The 13,827-nt window shown below is 54.6% G+C and carries 12 protein-coding genes; 8 read left to right on the forward strand and 4 right to left on the reverse strand.

Annotated features, from left to right (window positions below; all coding sequences use genetic code 11):
• The first annotated feature begins 277 nt into the window (after positions 1 to 277).
• Together ACOT1A_RS00475 and ACOT1A_RS00480 are read left to right on the forward strand one after the other, a co-directional pair.
• Positions 278 to 3,058: a flavocytochrome c gene (locus tag ACOT1A_RS00475; RefSeq protein WP_063199201.1), complete on the forward strand. Its 2,781-nt coding sequence runs from the start codon at positions 278 to 280 to the stop codon at positions 3,056 to 3,058.
• Between the two features lie 58 nt (positions 3,059 to 3,116).
• Entirely contained in the window at positions 3,117 to 4,079 is a 963-nt protein-coding gene (locus ACOT1A_RS00480) for an FAD:protein FMN transferase (RefSeq protein ID WP_276169837.1), read from the forward strand.
• Here ACOT1A_RS00480 and dcuR read toward each other — a convergent pair.
• On the reverse strand, positions 4,060 to 4,779 hold the full coding sequence (gene dcuR, locus ACOT1A_RS00485; RefSeq protein ID WP_276169836.1) for a two-component system response regulator DcuR: 720 nt from the start codon (positions 4,777 to 4,779) through the stop codon (positions 4,060 to 4,062). The two genes, ACOT1A_RS00480 and dcuR, sit on opposite strands and share 20 nt — an antisense overlap.
• Entirely contained in the window at positions 4,776 to 6,392 is a 1,617-nt protein-coding gene (locus tag ACOT1A_RS00490) for a sensor histidine kinase (protein ID WP_045308599.1), read from the reverse strand. The genes dcuR and ACOT1A_RS00490 overlap by 4 nt, the downstream gene beginning before the upstream one ends.
• 153 nt (positions 6,393 to 6,545) lie before the next feature.
• Between ACOT1A_RS00490 and ACOT1A_RS00495 the strand changes: the two genes are divergently transcribed.
• Positions 6,546 to 7,409 carry an N-acetylmuramic acid 6-phosphate etherase gene (locus ACOT1A_RS00495; RefSeq protein WP_276169835.1) on the forward strand — a complete coding sequence of 288 codons (864 nt, stop codon included), beginning with the start codon at positions 6,546 to 6,548 and terminating at the stop codon, positions 7,407 to 7,409.
• 55 nt (positions 7,410 to 7,464) lie between these two features.
• Here ACOT1A_RS00495 and ompC read toward each other — a convergent pair whose 3' ends face one another.
• A complete protein-coding gene (gene ompC, locus ACOT1A_RS00500; RefSeq protein ID WP_022648565.1) occupies positions 7,465 to 8,631 on the reverse strand; it encodes a porin OmpC in 1,167 nt (388 codons plus the stop codon).
• A gap of 284 nt (positions 8,632 to 8,915) precedes the next feature.
• On the opposite strand from ompC, the gene ACOT1A_RS00505 reads away from it, so the two are divergent.
• Genes ACOT1A_RS00505 through ACOT1A_RS00515 form a run of 3 tightly spaced genes read left to right on the forward strand, consistent with a single transcriptional unit; the run spans position 8,916 to position 11,566 of the window.
• Positions 8,916 to 9,617: a phosphohydrolase gene (locus ACOT1A_RS00505; protein ID WP_022648564.1), complete on the forward strand. Its 702-nt coding sequence runs from the start codon at positions 8,916 to 8,918 to the stop codon at positions 9,615 to 9,617.
• Positions 9,618 to 9,660: 43 nt separating this feature from the next.
• Positions 9,661 to 11,094 (forward strand): DNA cytosine methyltransferase, encoded by a 1,434-nt coding sequence (locus ACOT1A_RS00510; RefSeq protein ID WP_108367109.1) that lies wholly within the window; start codon positions 9,661 to 9,663, stop codon positions 11,092 to 11,094.
• On the forward strand, positions 11,075 to 11,566 hold the full coding sequence (locus ACOT1A_RS00515) for a very short patch repair endonuclease (RefSeq protein WP_022648562.1): 492 nt from the start codon (positions 11,075 to 11,077) through the stop codon (positions 11,564 to 11,566). Before ACOT1A_RS00510 ends, ACOT1A_RS00515 begins: the two co-directional genes overlap by 20 nt.
• Here the strand turns inward: ACOT1A_RS00515 and yedA are convergent.
• Complete coding sequence (gene yedA / locus ACOT1A_RS00520) at positions 11,538 to 12,452, reverse strand: drug/metabolite exporter YedA (protein WP_023300492.1); 915 nt, start codon at positions 12,450 to 12,452, stop codon at positions 11,538 to 11,540. The genes ACOT1A_RS00515 and yedA overlap by 29 nt on opposite strands.
• Before the next feature lie 175 nt (positions 12,453 to 12,627).
• Between yedA and ACOT1A_RS00525 the strand changes: the two genes are divergently transcribed.
• Entirely contained in the window at positions 12,628 to 13,542 is a 915-nt protein-coding gene (locus tag ACOT1A_RS00525) for a DUF808 family protein (RefSeq protein WP_169441341.1), read from the forward strand.
• A gap of 77 nt (positions 13,543 to 13,619) precedes the next feature.
• Complete coding sequence (locus ACOT1A_RS00530) at positions 13,620 to 13,802, forward strand: YodC family protein (RefSeq protein ID WP_022648559.1); 183 nt, start codon at positions 13,620 to 13,622, stop codon at positions 13,800 to 13,802.
• Positions 13,803 to 13,827: the final 25 nt, after the last annotated feature.

Genomic DNA, 13,827 nt, shown 5'->3' on the forward strand with positions numbered 1-13,827 from the left:
TAGATTTTGATTTTAAAGGATTTTTGATGTGCATGGTGTATTGGCTTTACCATTGTTGATTTAACTTTTTTTAAATTAATGTGAACGTATAAAACATTCACGCTAACACCAATGTGTTATTAATGTTATCGCAGGGATTAAATAGTTTATTAACTAACGTAATGGCTTTAGAAACTAAAAAAAGCTTTATATTAATGTCATGACATCGGCGAAAACACGAAATAAAAAATCCATACCGATAACGAATTCTTAATTTTTAAAGTTTGGAGTTTCTATTATGAGCACTAACGAACGTATTTTAAGCCCCTTCACATTACCGAATGGTACTGAACTGAAAAACCGTTTGTTAATGGCCCCGATGACAACCTGTACGGGGTATTACGATGGCACCGTGACCAGCGAGCTGGTGGAGTACTACCGCGCCCGCGCTGGCAGCATCGGCACCATTATCGTTGAATGCTGTTTTGTTGACGATCTCGGCCTTGCGTTCCCGGGCGCAATTGGTATTGATAACGACGAAAAAATCGCCGGACTGGCAAAAATCGCTGACGCCATTAAGTCCAAAGGTTCCAAAGCCCTTCTGCAAATTTACCACGGCGGCCGTATGGTCGACCCAAAACTGATCGGCGGCCGCACGCCGGTTGGCCCAAGCGCGGTTGCCGCGCCGCGAGACGGTGCCGCGACGCCGGTTGCTCTGACTTCAGAAGAAGTGGAAGGCATGATCGGCAAGTTCGGCGAAGCCGTACGCCGCGCAATTCAGGCCGGCTTCGATGGCGTCGAAATCCACGGGGCGAATACCTATCTGATCCAGCAGTTCTACTCCCCGAACTCTAATCAGCGCGACGACGAGTGGGGTGGCAGCCGCGATAACCGCGCGAAATTCCCGCTGGCGGTGCTGGACATTACCCACAAGATGGTGCGCCAGTATGCGGACGACGCGTTTATCATTGGCTACCGTTTCTCACCGGAAGAGCTGGAAGTCCCCGGCATTCGCTTCGAAGACACCCTGTATCTGCTGGAAAAACTGGCCGCTCGTGGGGTGGATTATCTGCACTTCTCCCTTGGCGCCGCCCTGCGTCCTTCTATCGTCGATACTCAGGACCCGACGCCACTTATCGAAAAATACTGCGCCATGCGCTCTGACACGCTGGCGCAGGTACCGGTGATGGGCGTTGGCGGCGTGGTGAATGCCACGGATGTGAATGAAGCGCTGGATCACGGTTACGACCTGATAGCCGTTGGCCGCGCCACCATCGCCTATCCAGACTGGACCGATCGCATCGCGGCGGGCGAAAGCCTGGAGCTGTTTATGGACAGTACCCGACGCGAAGAACTGAGCATCCCGGAACCGCTGTGGCGCTTCTCGCTGGTGGAAGCGATGATCCGCGACATGAGCATGGGCGAATCTAAATTCAAACCGGGCACCTTTATTGAAAAAGTGCAGGACGATGCTAACGAACTGGTGATTAACGTCAGCCTCGAAACCGACCGCATCGCCGATATCGAACTGGCCTCCGGCCCGAGTGAAGACGTCGAGTTTGTCACCAGCTTCGAAGAGATCCGCACCCGAATTCTGGATGCCAATACCCCGCACGTGGATGCTATCACCGGCGCGACCAGCCAGAGCGAGGCGGTGAAAAAAGCGGTCTCGAAGGCGATGCTGAAATCCAGCAAAGCGCTGGCGGCAGAAGAGGGCGCTGACCCGAATGAGACTAAAAGCGTGGACGTGGTGGTGGTCGGCAGCGGCGGCGCCGGTCTGGCGGCGGCGATTCAGGCGCACGACGAAGGCGCGAGCGTGCTGATCGTTGAGAAAATGCCGACTATTGGCGGGAACACCATTAAAGCCTCTGCCGGTATGAACGCGGCGGAGACCCGCTTCCAGCGCGTGAAGGGCATTCAGGACAGCAAAGAGCTGTTCTACCAGGAAAGCCTGAAAGGCGGTGGCAATAAGAACAACCCTGAACTGCTGCGTCGCTTTGTCGAGAACGCGCCGCAGGCCATCGAATGGCTGGCAACGCGCGGCATTATGCTCAACGACATCACCACCACCGGCGGGATGAGCATCGACCGTACGCACCGTCCGAAAGATGGTTCCGCGGTGGGCGGATATCTGATTAGCGGCCTGGTGCGCAATGTCAACAAACGCAACATCGAGGTGATGCTGGATACCTCCGTGAGCGACATCATCTTCGAAAACGGCGAAGTGACCGGCGTGCGTCTGACCACCGAAGAGAACGAAACCCTCACCGTGGCAACTAAAAGCGTAATTGTCGCGACGGGCGGCTTCAGCGCCAACAGCCAGATGGTGGTGAAATACCGTCCGGACCTGGAAGGGTTCGTGACGACTAACCACAAAGGCGCAACCGGCGGCGGTATCGCACTGCTGGAGCGTATTGGCGCAGGCACCGTCGATATGGGCGAAATCCAGATCCACCCAACCGTTGAGCAGAAAACGTCGTACCTGATTTCCGAATCCATCCGCGGCGGCGGGGCGATTCTGGTAAACCAGCAGGGCAACCGCTTCTATAACGAAATGTCGACCCGCGACAAAGTCTCGGCGCAAATCATCGCGCTGCCGGAGAAATACGCTTACATCGTCTTTGACGAGCATGTTCGCGCCAAAAACAAAGCCGCGGATGAGTACATCGCGAAAGGGTTTGTCACCAGCGCCAGCTCGCCAAAAGCCCTGGCGGAAGCGCTGGGGATGGATCACCACCAGTTCCTGGCAACGCTGGAACGCTACAACGGCTTTGTGGAAAAACAGCATGACGATGATTTTGGCCGCACCACCGCGCTGCGTGCGCCTATCAACGAAGGGCCGTTCTATGCCATTCAGATTGCGCCGGGCGTGCACCACACCATGGGCGGTGTGACCATCAATACAGAAACCTGCGTGCTGGACAGCAACCACAACGTATTGCCGGGAGCCTTTGCTGCGGGTGAGGTTGTCGGGGGTATCCACGGCGGTAACCGCATCGGTGGTAATGCGGTGGCAGATATCATTATTTTTGGTACGCTTGCCGGACATCAGGCGGCTATGCGTTCGAAAACACGGTAAGGCTCCTGTTTCCCCGGCGGCGCGGTGCTTGCCGGGGCTACATCTGAGGACTTATGTAATGCCTGATAGCCATCGCGTTTACAGCTACAACGCCGTTCTGATGGGCTCGCCCATCCTCCTGAAACTCTTCTCCCATGACGAAGCCCTCGCGTCCCGCGTGTTTCGCCTGATCAAACAGTACGAAGATCTCCTCACCGTCAACCGTGCGGATTCGCAGGTGATGGATGTCAACCATGCTGCCGGTCAGCATCCGGTTGTCGTCAGTCGCCCGGTGTTTGACCTGATCCGCTGCGCGAAAGCGGCCAGCCTGCCTACAGACAGTGCGTTCAACCTGGCGATAGGTCCGCTGGTCAAACGCTGGAAAATTGGCTTTAAGGGGGACGCTGTACCGCCCGCGGACGAGATCGCCGCCTTGCTGAGTATCACGGATCCTGCGAACGTGGTACTGGATGACGCCAACAGCAGCGTGTTTCTTACACGCCAGGGAATGGAGATCGATCTGGGGGCTATCGCCAAAGGTTATATCGCCGACAGGGTGCGGGATTACTTGCATAAAGAGGGCGCCGAACTCGGGTTGATCAACCTTGGCGGCAACGTCCAGACGTTAGGCTCGCCGGAGGACGGCTGGCACGTCGGCCTGAAAAAACCGTTCGCCGGTGATGCGCTGATTGGCGCCATAACGGTAGAAAACCGGTCGGTTGTGACGTCAGGCACCTATGAGCGCTACTTCGAGCAGAACGGCAAACGTTATCATCACTTACTTGACCCGCGTACCGGCTACCCGCTGGATAACGAACTGGACAGCGTGACGATTATTTCGCAAGACTCCCTCGACGGCGATATCTGGACCACGCTGATTTACGGCATGGGCGTGGAGCAGGGCTGCGCCGCGCTGCGTTCGCGCCCCGATATTGAAGCCATTTTTGTCACCAAAACAAAAGAAGTGGTGATCTCCTCGATGCACCACTTCCGTTTTACCCTTCTGGACGACAGCTACCGAATTACTGGCAGAACTGTTTGAGCAGGCCGACCTGTTCCGGCTGCAAACGATAGCGATATACCGGTCGACCGGTGGCGCCGTAGTGAATGCTGGTGAACAGGATATTGATTTGCGCCAGCCAGATCAGGTATTTGCGGCAGGACACGCGGGAAATGTTGACCGCATTCGCTAGATCGTCGGTGGAAAATTCTATCTCCGGATGGCTGTCGATCCACTGGCAAATGGTGCGCAGCGTCTGCGGCGTTAAGCCTTTCGGTAATTTTTTGCTGTCGGCCAGCTCCGGCGCGCCGCCGTGGATCAGCCTGTCGACGTCGGCCTGTTCATAATACTGATGCGAGCCCATCAGACTGCGCTTTGCCTTCCAGCCGTTCAGCGCCTCTTCAAAACGCGGGAACTGGAACGGTTTAATCAGGTAATCCACCACGCCATAGTGCATCGACGTCTGGATCGTTGCGGCGTCGGAGGCTGACGAAATCATGATAACGTCAATCGGGCGGCCCGATGCGCGGATGATGGGCAATAGATCCAGCCCGTTATCCTGCTGCATATAGACATCCAGCAGCACCAGATCGATCGGCTGGCCTGGGTTTGCGATCAATGCTTCGGCCTGGTTGAGCGTGGAAGCGACGCCGCAGCAGTTAAAACCCTCAACGCGGTTAACATACAGACGGTTGAGGTCGGCTACCATGGCGTCATCATCGACAATTAATACATTTATCACGCGATATTCCTCTCGCTATCCCAGGGGATCTGAACAAAAAATTGGGTAAATACGCCAGGCTCCGACTCGACGGTAATATCTCCGCCCAGGTTCTGGATCTGCTGACGTGCAAGGAACAGCCCAACGCCACGGTTTTCACCTTTTGTTGAGTAGCCCTTTGTAAAAATAGCCTCCAGCCGCTCGGGATCAATGCCGGGACCGTCATCGCTGACCTCACCGCTCAGCCAGCCGTTCTGATAATGCAGCAGCAGGCCGATCTCGCCTTCCGGCTGACCTTCCATCGCATCCAGGGCATTTTCGATTAAATTGCCCAGCACGGTGATCAGAACCGCAACCTGCTCTTCATTGCTGGTGTCAGGAAGCTGACTCTCCTCGGCCAGCGTCAGGGTCACTCCCGCCTCTTTGGCGCGGTTGATTTTACCCAGCAGGAAACCCGCAATGACCGGCGATTTAACCTTGCGCTGTATCGCGCCGATATCCGTCTGATAATTCTGTGCGGTCTGGATGATGTACTCTTCCAGCTTATCGTAGCGCTTCATGTGCAGCAGGCCGAGGATCACGTGTAGCTTGTTCATAAACTCATGCGTATGTGAGCGCAGGGCATCAACATAGTTGACCATACCATCGATACGCTGCATTAACTGGCTGATTTCGGTCTTATCGCGGAAGGTGCTGATTGCCCCGATGACCTGATTCTGGCTTTTCACGGGGACCATGTTGCACAGCAGTAGCCGTCCGTTACAGCCGATCTCCTGATCCTGGCGAGCAATGCCGGTTTTCGCCACTTCCCGCAGGCTAGCCAGCAGTGGTTCGCCGCTGCTCTCGGAGTGCTCACCCGAGCTCAGGAGCAAAATTTCTCTGGCGGTGTGGTTAATCATCGTCACGCGCCCGTGCATATCAACAGCCATCACGCCTTCGCGCAGGGACTGCAACATGGCTTGGCGCTGCTCAAAGAGGGCAGAGATCTCGTAAGGCTCAAGCCCGAAGAGAATACGTTTCAGAACCCGGACCAGACCCCATATCGCCACTGAGCTCATCAGAACGCTGAATAAGATGGTCCACACGGCATTGAGCCGACCGCGGGCAATCTGATCTTCAACTTTATTCAGCGAAATACCCACCACGACCACGCCGATCTGGTCGTGCCGATCGTCATAAACGGGCGTAAAGACGCGCAGTGCTTCCGCGAGTGCGCCGCGGTTCACGGAGACATTCTCTTTCCCTTCGAGGGCGGGCGTCAGATCGTCGCCAATAAAATGCAAACCTAACAGCGCTTCGTTTGGATGGGAATAGCGGATCCCACGCAGGTCGGTAACTACGGTAAACAGCAGGTCGTTGCGCTTCGTCACCGCCTGGGCAATCGGCTGGATGATGCCGGCCTGCGGCGATTCCATCAGGCCACGCTTGATCTCCGGGCTGTCGGCCAGCGTTCGGGCGATACCCAGCGCGGTATCTTTCACGTCATCGCGCGTGGCACGGGTGATCTGCACAGAGTACAGCGCGAAGACCACCAGCAGCACAGAACCGATAATGGCGCACACCATCAGCGTAACCAGCGTATTCAGCTTCATAGGGCGCTTGCGCGTCGGGGGGAAGGGCTGCAAATCGCTCATTAACACTCCGCGATGAAAAAGAAAGGGCTAATTATCGCTGATGACGGGCATTTCATAAAGCCATGTAAAGAGAGGCGTTTCGTGAGCCTTCTCTCATGTGACCTGTATAAAACACTTTATAGTGTGGGGGTACTCATAATAAGGAGGCAGTTTATGAGCATTATGCTTACCGGTACGGCCAGGGAAAGACGGCACGCCAGCACGATGAACATCGACAGATTATCTACGCTGGATATGCTTAATGTCATACACCAGGATGACGCACAAATCTCTTCTGCACTTACCCCTCACTTAAGTATGCTGGCTCGCGTGGTGGATAACGCGGCGGCGACGCTTAGTCACGGCGGACGTCTGGTGCTGATCAGCGCAGGCGCGTCCGGAGGCGTGGCGAAGCAGGCGGCAGAAGCGTTCGCGCCGGGAAAACATCCGGTCATTGCGATGACAGCAGGCGATAACGCCGGAAGCTACGCGCGCGGCGTTGCCGACCTTCAGACGATAAAATTCGGCGAGCATGACATGATGCTGGCGCTGTCCGTCAGCGGCAAAACGCCATGGGTTTGGGGCGCGATGCGTCATGCGTGGTCTCTGGGCTCAACGGTCGCGCTCATTACGGAGGATGCGCAAAGTGAAGCGGCGCAGCTGGCGAGCATGGTTATTGCCCCCGATCTGGGCGCGGATGTGGTTGCCGGGTATACCAACGCCAAAGCGGGCATTGCGCAAAGCATGATAATGCATATGGTCACCACCGGTCTGGCGATACGGACAGGACGGGTGTACAGCAACCTGCGTGTTGATCTGGAGGCAAGCAATACCAGATGGGCCGAGCGACAAATTGCCATTGTAATGGAAGCGGGGGGATGCTCCCGGGCGCAGGCGAAGGCGGCGCTGGAAAGCTGTAACCATCAGTGTAAAACGGCGGTGCTAATGGTGCTGACGGGTATGGATGCCTGGAAAGCACATGAATTACTGGCGCAGAATAACGGGTTTGTTCGCCTGGCCTTGCAGGAAGCGCCGTAATATTTCAGCGTCAAATAAAAAAAGCCCGCGTTGCGGGCTTTGCTATTTATGGGGATCAGAACTGGTAGATCATACCGATGCCAACGATGTCATCGGTTGCAATACCGTTGTCATTGTAGAAGGCATCATCTTCGTCCAGCAGGTTGATTTTATAATCAACGTAGGTGGAGAAGTTCTTGTTGAAGCTGTAGGTCATGCCCACGTCGATGTAGTTAACCAGATCCTGGTCTACATAGTCATAACCATTGCCTGGATGATAATCGTTACCACCCAAATCGATGCCTTTTGAATAGACCCACGCCAGGGATGGACGCAGACCGAAGTCAAACTGGTACTGCGCTACGGCTTCAAAGTTCTGAGTTTTGTTGGCGATGCCATCGTTGCCGTACGGAGTCATGTTGCGGGTTTCCGCATACATCATTGCCAGGTAGACATCATTCGCATCGTATTTTGCACCGATTGTCCACGCTTCCGCACGTTCACCGCCAGCATATTTGCTGAAGCGATTATAGGTACCTGCGCCGTAAGCAACCTGGTCGTTGGTACGGTCAGACGATGAATAAGCGGCACCCAGCGACAGACCGAAATCGAAGTCATAGGTAGTTGACATACCGAAGCCGTCGCCGTTCTGGAAACGAACATCATCATGGCCGTTTTTGGTGCCTTCCTGATTTTCGTTTGCGTTAGCACCTTCATTAGCACCCTGATATTGCAGTGCAAAGTTCAGGCCGTTAACCAGACCGAAGAAGTCATTATTACGATAGGTCGCCACACCGTTAGTACGGCCAACCATATAGTTGTCGGTCCAGGTATAGGAGTCGCCACCAAATACTGGCAGCATATCGGTCCAGGCTTCAACGTCATACACGACGCCGTAATTACGGCCATAATCGAATGAGCCATATTCGCCGTATTTCAGGCCAGCAAAGGCCAGACGGTTAAAAGAGGTGTCGCCTGCGCCTTCGGTATCGTTAGCGTAGGTTTTATATTCCCACTGGCCGTAACCAATAAGATCGTTATTAATTTGTGTTTCGCCTTTGAAACCAATCTGGACATAGGTTTCATCGCCGTCGTCGCCAGGGTTGTCGGAGAAGGTATGACGTGCATCAACTTTACCGTACAGGTCAACTTTGTTGCCGTCTTTGTTATACATTTCCGCCGCATTTGCTGCGCCAGCCATTAATAACGCGGGTACGAGAATTGCCAGAACTTTTCTTTTCATTATATATTCCCTTTAAATATAAATTGTCTGAATATATGTAATTACCCTCCGTAACTACATGGCTGATACTATTCTATGGATTATTATTTAGGTTCAAAAATAAATGTAATTAAACTGGTAAAAATATTACAAAATATTTCTTTTTATCTCTTTATTTTTCGCGTGAATTAATTCATTGAAAATATAGCGGGTAATTATTATTAAGTATTTCGAAATTCTATTTATTAAGGATTTTGATTCGGGTGTATTATAATTCACTCTCTTTTGAGCAACAGGATGGAATGATGGAACTTGCGCAGTGGCAGCACCGTTTTGAGCGCTGGCTCGACGAAAATCATTTTACTGATGATGCGGCGCACGATATCGCCCATTTTCGCCGCGTCTGGATGACGGCGCAGGCCATTATGGCTGACGGGGATTGCGATCCGCTGGTTGTGCTGACCGCATGCTACTTCCATGACATTGTCAGCCTGCCGAAAAATCACCCGCAGCGTAGTCACTCCTCGCGGCTGGCAGCGCGAGAAACGCGCCAGATCCTGAGCCGCGATTTTCCTGATTTTCCGCCCGATCGGTATGCGGCCGTTGAGCATGCCATTGAAGCGCACAGCTTCAGTGCCGGTATCGCGCCGCAAAGCCCGGAGGCCAAAACGGTCCAGGATGCCGACCGGCTGGAGGCGTTAGGCGCCATCGGCCTTGCGCGCGTCTTTGCCGTGTCCGGTGCGCTGGGCACCGCGTTGTTTGATGCCGACGACCCGTTTGCCGGGGCGCGTGCGCTGGATGATAAAGCTTTCGCGCTCGATCACTTTCAGACCAAACTCCTGCGCCTGCCGGACACCATGCAAACCGCACGGGGACGCGAACTTGCGCGTCACAATGCCGATTTTCTGATCCAGTTTATGGCGAAGCTGAGTGCTGAATTACAGGGCGATTACCTCGGAACCGACAGCCAGATATTGACCCATTTCCGTCGCAGTGTGCGATCCTGAACTGTGGTACTCTGTTTTCTGTCTTTATTGTCCGGTTAAGAGAATGCAGGAAAATCGATCAGTGACTGTGCCCGCGCCTGAGCGGGTTGAGAAATCAACGGCAGCCGTGCAGGCACTCCTGCGTCAGCTGCTGGAAATGTATGATGCTAAAACGCTGGCAAACCAGCTGGTGGCACATGGCGAGAGCCACTGGAGCCCGGCAATACTCAAGCGGCTGCTGATAAGCGACAGGGCAGGGCACCGCCTGAGCGACGGCGAGTTCTGTTATCTGCGTAACCTGCTGCCGCACCCGCCTGCTGCGCATCCGAATTATGCCTTTCGCTTTATCGATCTCTTTGCCGGTATTGGCGGCATTCGCCATGGATTTGAAGCTATTGGCGGGCAGTGCGTGTTCACCAGTGAATGGAACAAACATGCCGTCCGCACCTATAAGGCGAACTGGTACTGCGACCCCGACGAGCACCAGTTTAATGCCGACATCCGCGACGTCACCCTGAGCCACAAAACCGGCGTCAGCGACGAAGAAGCCGCTGAGCACATTCGCAACACCCTTCCGGCGCACGATGTGCTGCTGGCAGGCTTTCCGTGTCAGCCGTTCTCACTGGCTGGCGTGTCGAAAAAGAACGCGCTGGGACGTGCGCACGGCTTTGCCTGTGATACGCAGGGCACACTGTTCTTTGATGTTGCCCGGATTATTGATGCCCGCCGCCCGGCAATTTTTGTGCTGGAGAACGTCAAGAATTTAAAGAGCCATGACGGCGGCAAAACCTTCCGCATTATCATGCAAACGCTGGATGAACTGGGTTACGACGTGGCGGATGCAGAGGACATGGGGCCGGACGATCCGAAAATTATCGACGGCAAACACTTCCTGCCACAGCACCGCGAACGCATCGTGCTGGTGGGATTCCGCCGCGATCTCAATCTGAAAGGCGATTTTACGCTGCGCGATTTGCCCTCGCTGTATCCGGCGCGCCGTCCGACAGTGGCCGATCTGCTGGAGCCCGCCGTCGATGCGAAATTCATTCTGACGCCAGTGCTGTGGAAATACCTCTATCGCTATGCCAAAAAGCATCAGGCCAAAGGCAATGGCTTTGGGTTTGGCATGGTCAATCCGCTTAATCCTGACAGCGTGACGCGTACGCTGTCGGCGCGCTATTACAAAGATGGCGCGGAAATTCTTATCGATCGGGGTTGGGATAAGGCGCTGGGCGAAAAAGATTTCGACGACCCTCAGAATCAACAGCACCGACCGCGGCGCTTAACGCCGCGCGAGTGCGCCCGCTTAATGGGCTTTGAGGCGCCGCAGGGCTACAGTTTTCGCATTCCGGTGTCGGATACACAAGCCTATCGTCAGTTTGGCAACTCGGTGGTGGTGCCAGCCTTTGCCGCCGTCGCAAAACTGCTGGCCTCACGCATCAGCAAGGCCGTTCAGCTTCGTCAGAGTGAGGCCGTCAATGGCGGACGTTCACAATAAGGCCACGCGCAGTAAAAACATGCGTGCCATCGGCACGCGTGATACCGCGATCGAAAAACGGATCGCTGGCCTCCTGACCTCCATCGGGTTTGAATTCAGGGTTCAGGATGCCACGCTTGCCGGGCGTCCTGATTTCGTGATCGATGCGTATCAATGCATCATCTTTACCCACGGCTGTTTCTGGCATCATCACGACTGCTATCTGTTTAAAGTCCCGGCGACACGCACCGACTTCTGGCTGGAGAAGATTGGCAGGAACGTCGAGCGTGATAAACGCGATGTTTCGCAGCTTTACGCCCAGGGCTGGCGGGTGCTGATTGTCTGGGAGTGCGCACTGCGCGGAAGAATGAAGCTGAATGACGTGGAACTGACGGAGCGGCTGGAAGAGTGGATCTGCGGCGGCGGTCAGGCCGCGCAGATCGATACCCAGGGCATTCACCCGATCACGGTTTCTCCACCTCACACGCCGTGACAATGGGTTTCGCGGGCAGTAAATATTTACCCAACGTGACCAGCACCACGGCAAAGACAATCACGCCCAGCGCCAGCCATTCAATCGTCGACAGCACTTCGCCCGCAAAACCGGTACCCAGCAGCACGGCAACCACCGGGTTAACGTAGGCGTAGCTGGTGGCAACCGCCGGTGAGACGTTGCGGATCAGGTACATATAGGCGTTGATGGCAATAATCGAGCCAAACAGGGCCAGATACCCGACGGCCAGGAAACCTGAGAGATCTGGCATTGCCGTCAGTTTTTCACCCGTCAACGCCGAGGCAATCAGCAGCACGATGCCTGCCGCGAGCATTTCAATGGCACCCGCCATCATCCCGGAGGGCAGCTCAATGCGGGAGCCGTAGACCGAGCCGAAGGCCCAGCTCATCGAGCCGATCATGATCATAACGGCAGCCCAGGGGTTTCCGCTCAGGTTTCCGCCGCTGTTCAGCATGATAATACCTACAAGCCCAATCGCGATGCCCAGCCATTCGAGCTTACGGGTGCGGATCCCGAACAGACGACTAAAGCAGAGCGTAAACAGCGGCACGGTCGCGACGACCACGGCGGCGATGCCCGACGGCACGTTCTGGTGTTCGGCGACGGTTACTGCGCCATTGCCCACCGCCAGCAGCAGCAGGCCAATCAGGGCGGCGTTAAGCAGGGGACGCAGCGGCGGTAGCCTGTGGCCGCGCAGCAATAAAAACGCCATCAGCAGCACGCCAGCCGTAAGGAAACGAATACCGGCCATCATCAGCGGGGGCCAGCTTTCCACGCCAATACGAATGACAAAGTAGGTGGATCCCCAGATGATATACAGGGAAAAAAGTGCTCCAATGAGCGGTAATAAATGCCGAAAACGCATAGTCCCTCACGACGAAATAAAAAGTTCGCTCATAGTTAACGCCAAAACTATCGGGCTGGCGAGTGCTTTAATTGTGTTGTTAATGTGAAATTTTTGTTGACGTGAGGTGCCTGTTTCCGGGCGCTGAGTTTTGTTCCATACTATTCACTTAATTAGCAAAAAAAGAAGGATAGAGATTTTGGCAGGAAGTAGCTTATTAACATTACTGGACGATATCGCCACCTTGCTGGATGACATTTCAGTCATGGGGAAACTGGCGGCGAAAAAAACCGCCGGGGTACTGGGGGATGACTTGTCGCTTAACGCGCAGCAGGTCAGCGGCGTGCGGGCGAACCGTGAGCTGCCGGTGGTGTGGGGCGTAGCGAAAGGGTCCTTTATTAACAAGGTGATCCTTGTTCCGCTGGCGCTTCTCATTAGCGCCTTTATACCCTGGGCCATTACGCCATTGCTGATGATTGGCGGGGCGTTCCTGTGCTTCGAGGGTGCCGAAAAAGTGTTGCATATGTTTGCCGCACGCAAAGAGAAAGACACCCCGGAAATGCGCCAGCAGCGTCTGGAAGCGCTGGCCGCGCAGGATCCAAAAACGTTCGAGCGCGATAAGGTCAAAGGTGCGATCCGTACTGACTTCATCCTTTCGGCCGAGATTGTGGCGATTACGCTTGGGATCGTATCCGAAGCACCGCTGATGAATCAGGTCATGGTGCTTTCGTTGATTGCCATTCTTGTAACGGTTGGGGTGTATGGGCTGGTCGGTCTGATCGTCAAGCTGGATGATATCGGCTTCTGGCTGGAAAAAAAATCCAGCGCCATTGCCCGCGTTATCGGCAAAAGCCTGCTGGTGCTGGCACCGTGGCTGATGAAAAGTTTGTCGATAGTGGGAACTCTGGCGATGTTCCTGGTCGGCGGCGGTATTATCGTGCACGGCGTTGCTTCGCTGCATCATGCAATTGAACATCTGGCGTCGGGACATGGTTCGGTGATCGCCGCCATTCTGCCGACGCTGCTTAACCTTGTGTTGGGCTTTATCGTAGGTGTCATTGTGGTGGCAGTGGTCAAGCTGGTAGAAAAAGTACGCGGAAAATCGCATTAATTTTTGCTGACCCCGGATGCAAAAAGACCATTCCTCGTCTAAATTGAAAACGTTTCACCCTGATACAGGAGGCAGGTATGGTCTTTTTGGTCAGTGATGAAGTTAAGCCAAAGAATGGTGGTCCATGCATGATTGTCACCGGTTATTCCAGTGGAATGGTGGAGTGCCGGTGGCATGACGGATACGGCATTAAGCGGGAGGCTTTTCGTGAAGATGAGCTTCAGCCTGGTGATAAAAGGCAAAAACGCGATAAGGCTTAATCACACAACGCCCGGCCTTGCCGGG

The sequence above is a fragment of the Enterobacter cloacae complex sp. SYL003 genome (assembly GCF_049236925.1).
Taxonomy (GTDB): domain Bacteria; phylum Pseudomonadota; class Gammaproteobacteria; order Enterobacterales; family Enterobacteriaceae; genus Enterobacter; species Enterobacter intestinihominis.

Bases quoted from the DNA above. Each gene is read 5' to 3' on its own strand.
- ACOT1A_RS00475 (WP_063199201.1), top strand. From the start codon at position 278: ATGAGCACTAACGAACGTATTTTAAGCCCCTTCACATTACCGAATGGT.
- ACOT1A_RS00480 (WP_276169837.1), top strand. From the start codon at position 3,117: ATGCCTGATAGCCATCGCGTTTACAGCTACAACGCCGTTCTGATGGGC.
- ACOT1A_RS00490 (WP_045308599.1), bottom strand. From the start codon at position 6,392: ATGAGCGATTTGCAGCCCTTCCCCCCGACGCGCAAGCGCCCTATGAAG.
- ACOT1A_RS00495 (WP_276169835.1), top strand. From the start codon at position 6,546: ATGAGCATTATGCTTACCGGTACGGCCAGGGAAAGACGGCACGCCAGC.
- ompC (WP_022648565.1), bottom strand. From the start codon at position 8,631: ATGAAAAGAAAAGTTCTGGCAATTCTCGTACCCGCGTTATTAATGGCT.
- ACOT1A_RS00505 (WP_022648564.1), top strand. From the start codon at position 8,916: ATGGAACTTGCGCAGTGGCAGCACCGTTTTGAGCGCTGGCTCGACGAA.
- ACOT1A_RS00510 (WP_108367109.1), top strand. From the start codon at position 9,661: ATGCAGGAAAATCGATCAGTGACTGTGCCCGCGCCTGAGCGGGTTGAG.
- ACOT1A_RS00515 (WP_022648562.1), top strand. From the start codon at position 11,075: ATGGCGGACGTTCACAATAAGGCCACGCGCAGTAAAAACATGCGTGCC.
- yedA (WP_023300492.1), bottom strand. From the start codon at position 12,452: ATGCGTTTTCGGCATTTATTACCGCTCATTGGAGCACTTTTTTCCCTG.
- ACOT1A_RS00530 (WP_022648559.1), top strand. From the start codon at position 13,620: ATGGTCTTTTTGGTCAGTGATGAAGTTAAGCCAAAGAATGGTGGTCCA.